At 58.4% G+C, this 4,152-nt stretch carries 1 protein-coding gene; it reads right to left on the bottom strand.

Annotated elements, in window-relative coordinates; translation table 11 throughout:
* Positions 1 to 168: 168 nt before the first annotated feature.
* Positions 169 to 3,582, bottom strand: coding sequence for a TonB-dependent receptor domain-containing protein (locus tag AB4Z11_RS25140; protein ID WP_442028505.1), 3,414 nt, complete (start codon positions 3,580 to 3,582; stop codon positions 169 to 171).
* Positions 3,583 to 4,152 lie beyond the last annotated feature (570 nt).

The following is a 4,152-nucleotide window of genomic DNA, read 5'->3' as shown; positions in this document are numbered from 1 at the left end:
GTATTGGAAGGCCGCAAGACAGCGCAGCCACTCAGAAGGGCCGCAAGAAGAAGGGGCCGCAGGGAGGATTTCATGGCGAAAAACGGGAAAGGCAAAAAGTCCATTGTACAAAGAAAAGGGCCGGTGTTTCCACCGGCCCCTTGTATCAAACTATATCAAGCAAAGCGCTTAGAACTCGTACTTGAAGGTAGCTTGCATAGCCCACTGGGATTCGCCCTTGACCTGGCGGACATCGAACGGTTCCACCACGTCGCGCAGACGGTAGATGTACTTGCCGGATGCAGGATCGACACCAGCGAAGTCCACGAAGGAGCGCGCCTGGCCGCCGTTGGTCTGGAAGCTGATCTCGTTGATACGGCCCCACTTCTTGTTCAGCAGATTGCCGACGTTGAAGATGTCGAAGGTCAGAGAAGCCTTGTGGCCTTTCCACAGACCTGGCAGTTCCTGAGCGATACGCACGTCGAAGCTGTTGGTCCATGGCGAGAAGGCATCGTTACGCTTGGTCACGCCGCCCATGGCGTTACGCAGCGAACGGTTGGCGTTCACGATGCTCCAGAACTTGTCTTCGTTCGGGTGGTTGGTCGCGGTGTCGCCCACGAACAGCACTTCGCCCGAACCCGGCTTGGACGGGATGTACATCAGGTCGTTACCGGCCGAGGAGTCACCGTTCATGTCGTTGTTGAAGGTCCAGCTGTATGGCTTGCCGGTACGGCCTTCGTAGAACAGACCGAAGGTGGTGCGGTAAGCGCCCCAGAACGCCTTACGGAAGTTAACCATGGCGTTGATACGGTTCTTCACCAGGTACGCCGAGTTAGCATCCACTTCTTCGTTCGGGTTGAAGATGGAGCGGCTCAGGTAGTTGGAGCTGGAGGTCGAYGAGGTCAGCGGAGAAACTTCCTTCGCTTCCGTGTAAGTGTACGACAGCGACCAGCCGAAGCCACCGATCAGCGGACGGCTCAGGGACATCGTAGCGATGTTCGAGTAGCCTTCGCTGGTCTGGGTTGCTACCAGCACGTTGTTGAACGATGCGTTGGACTGTGCCTTGGCGCGGAAGCCGGTGCAGACGCCGTTGGTCAGGTTACCGTTCGCGGTCCAGCAAGCCGGGTTGTAGCCCTGTGCGGTGTAGTACAGCTCACGGCCGTCATGACCGATCAGGGTTGGCGCACCCAGGTTCAGGTTCTGGTAGTAGATTGCGTCGCGGGTCTTGAGCTTCAGGAATTCGCCGCTCAGCACCATGTTGTACCAAGGCAGTTCGTGGTCAACAGCGACGTTAGCCTTCCACACGGACGGCTGACGCAGGCCAGGAGCCAGTGCGTCGACGTTCGCAGCCGGCTGTGCGCCGGAGAAGTTGGTCGGCTGCTTGGTGATGTCCGGAGTGAAGATCGAAGCAGTGGTCGAGCAAGCCGAGAAGCCGCTGGTGCCGCAACCCAGCACGTTGGTCGCAACGCCGGTGTTCGAGAACGGGTTGGACAGCCACACGGTCAGCGCGGCGCCCTGGAACAGGCCTGCACCACCGCGGATCTGGGTGTTGCGCTCGGTATCCAGCTTGTAGTTGAAGCCTACGCGCGGCTGCCACAGTTTCTGGCCGTCGAAGGTCTTGGTGTTGTCCAGACCGAAGCCGCCGGTAGCGCGGCCGTTCACGATCGGACCGGCAGCAGCCAGCACGGCGGTGTTCTGCAGCGGATGCTCGCCGATGTCAGCGTAGTCAACACGCACACCAGCCTGCACGGTCAGGTTCTTGGTCACCGACCACTGGTCCTGCACGAACAGGCCGTAGTTTTTGAAGCTGAACTGCGAGATCGCGTCGTTCAGGGTGCGGCCAGGCGCTGCCACCTGAACCAGGTAAGAGGTCGGACGGCCGCGGCGGAAGTTTTCCAGAACGGCGGCTTCATAGTCGGCGTTGGACAGGTTCGTGCAGCTGGCGATGGTCGCACCGCCCTTGAAGTCGTAGGCAGCGCCGTTAATGCAGTTGAAGGTGTAGTTGCCCCATACGTTCTGCAGGAAGGCGTTGTACACGTCGTTCTTGTTCAGGTCACCGCCGAACTTGATTTCGTGATCGCCGTGGGACCAGTTGGCGCCAACGTAGGCGTCCTTGGTCTTGGTGCCCAGCACGTTCAGCTGGCGGCTGTTGTCGGTACCGAAGTTCAGGAAGCGGTTACCGGTCGACACGCCGGCCGGTGCACCGGCTGGCAGAGCGCCGCTGAACTGCAGGCCCATCAGAGGCAGGTTGGAGTTCAGGGCAGGCACGGAGTCATAGTCGCGCTGCGAGTACTTGATCTCGGTCGAGAAGGTCGGAGTCCAGTCGGAAGTCAGCTGGGCAACCTTGGTCTCGATCGACTTGTTCTGCGCGTACCATTCGGAGTTCAGGGACAGGCCGGTCGCGGACAGGCCGGAGAACTGCGGCTCGGTTTGCGAGGTCTTGGCCCAACGAACCATCAGGCGGTGGTCGTCGTTGATGTTCCAGTCCAGTTTGACCAGCTTGTCGGTCACGTTTGCAGCCAGGCCGGCCGGCACGTCGGAGGTGCCGATGTCCATGCCCCAGGTGTTCTTGGCGATGGATTGCGCGCTGGAGATGGCGGACGGGGTCACGCCCACGTTGGTCAGGCTCGAACCCAGTGGGCCGAAGGCCGGCGCGGTACGGGTCGATTCAAACTTCTCGTAGTTGGCGAAGATGAACAGCTTGTCCTTGATCAGCGGAGCACCGATGGTCGCGCCCTTGGTGGTTTCCTTGAAAGGAGCCGGAGCGGAGTAGGTGTCGTTGGACGAGTTGTAGCGGTCACCGGCCAGGCGGTCGTTACGGAAGACGTAGTAAACCGAACCCTTCACCTGGTTGGTACCAGACTTGGTCACGGCGTTGATATTGCCGCCGGTGTATCCCTTCTGGGTCACGTCGTAGTTGGCTACGTTCACCTGTACCGACTGGATTGCTTCGATCGAGATCGGCTGCTTCAGGGTCGGGGAGCCGTTGGCTTCCAGACCGAAGGTGTCGTTCACGGCCACGCCGTCGATGGTCAGGCTGTTGTAGCGGGAGTTCTGGCCGGCCACGGACAGTTCGCCACGTTCCTTATCGGTCTGCGAAATACGTGGGTCGGAGCGGGCATAGTCTGCCAGGTTACGCGCGATGGACGCCTGGATAGCCAGTTCAGCGGAGCTGATGCTGGTACCCGAGCCCATGGAGGACTTGGAGAATCGCTCATTGCGGCCGCCGGCCACGCCGGAAACGGTCACGGTCTGCATCGGTGCGCCGATGGTGGCGTCCACGTTGGCGGTCTGCGCCAGCTCGATGAACACGCCTTCGCGCTTTTCGGTCACGCCATTCTGGGTGACCGTAATGGTGTAAGGACCGCCGGCGCGCAGACCGCGTGCAACGTAACGGCCTTCGGCGTCGGTCACCACGTTGCTGACGGAACCGGATTCAACGTGCAGGATCGTCACCTGGGCGCCAGCTGCTGGTTTGCCATCAGCAACGGAGATACGGCCGCCGATGGCGGACGTGGTGTTCTGCGCGAAGGCGGGAGCCGCCAGAGCGAGTGACAGGCTAAACGCGATCTGCGTCAACCGAAGTCGTTTTTGATTCTTCATTGTAATAACCCCAAAAGAGACAAAATTATTGGACACGGACGGTATTGCTTGTGACTACCCCGCTCGCGGCCTTGTTTTACGAGTATTAATATTGCAAATTTATTAGCCGACCAGCGAGTCTATCCGGTCTGTTTTTCAAGACCGTGACAGCTTTATGACAACTCTGTGACACACACAAGGTTTCCCTGCGCGCATAATTGTTTATTTTTCGTGCAACTATGCATGAACTGACCAAATCGTGACAAATTCGATTTCCTTTGCGGATTTATATGCAAAAAATCTAGATCGACCTCATCCGGTCATCGTTTGGTCAAAGAATAGCTGCGCTGGGGGAAGGCTTTGAGGCGGGATTATAATTCAGTCACTCTTGCGTGAATTTAATTCATGAAGAAATTATTAAAACGCTTTCGAGAGAACAACAATTTGTGGCGTCAGGGCCACACGGGAACCAGGCGGGACCGGGCAGCCGCTTGGCCGCCCGGCAGATATTGATTTTATTTCACTGATTTTTGCTGCGAATTTGCCACATCGGCTTCGAACTTGGCAAAGCGATCACCCAGTTGTTTCAGC

The organism is Pseudoduganella sp. RAF53_2 (assembly GCF_052113985.1).
Lineage (GTDB): Bacteria > Pseudomonadota > Gammaproteobacteria > Burkholderiales > Burkholderiaceae_D > Rugamonas.
The sequence above is the reverse complement of the archived record's forward strand: the minus strand, read 5'-3'. Positions and strand labels throughout refer to the sequence as shown.